The sequence below is a fragment of the Corynebacterium sp. HMSC08C04 genome (assembly GCF_001807495.1).
Taxonomy (GTDB): domain Bacteria; phylum Actinomycetota; class Actinomycetes; order Mycobacteriales; family Mycobacteriaceae; genus Corynebacterium; species Corynebacterium simulans.
The window spans coordinates 1-542 of the sequence record NZ_KV789227.1 but is presented as its reverse complement, the minus strand read 5'-3'; the positions used below and the strand labels follow the sequence as shown (position 1 = coordinate 542).

Below are 542 nucleotides of genomic sequence, written 5' to 3'. Positions count from 1 at the left end.
AGCCTGCCGATGTTGTTGGGCTGATCGACGACGACAAGGACTTTGGCGTCATTGGCCAGGAATTTGCCGAAGAGCTTGCGTAGCGAGCCTTCGTGCTGGTTGATGCGTTTGGATAGGACTTGTCTGCCCTGGGGATCGAGGACGCAGGCGTGGTGGAAGTATTTGCCGACGTCCATTCCAATGACGAAGTCATAGGCCATGAGTCTGTGCCTCCTAGCGATGAGTAGGGAGTTGGATTATTTACGCTTCATCGCTGGGGTGGTCGGACATACTGGCGCTGGCATCCACATTACTGTGAGACCTCGTGCCGCCTGGGCCGGGTCAGGTTCCTATTAGCAGTTTGAGTATGTCACTGTCTCCGGTGGCATCACCCCCCGGATCATTTTCTTAACAGGGACAGGAATAAGCCATACCGAAGCCAGCGACTAGTTCCACTGTCCTTTCGGACGGCGGGAACGGACATAAACATAGCCCCTCCCACTCGGGTGGACAGGCTATGAATCTTCGGCGCCCTGGGGTGGAACTGCTAACAACGTAATGGG

The 542-nt window shown here is 55.5% G+C and carries 1 protein-coding gene; it reads right to left on the bottom strand.

The genetic code is table 11. From position 1 onward, the window contains the following. Positions 1-200 (bottom strand): IS110 family transposase (locus tag HMPREF3169_RS09755; protein ID WP_148132121.1); only part of this gene is annotated, 200 nt, incomplete at its 3' end. Positions 201-542 lie beyond the last annotated feature (342 nt).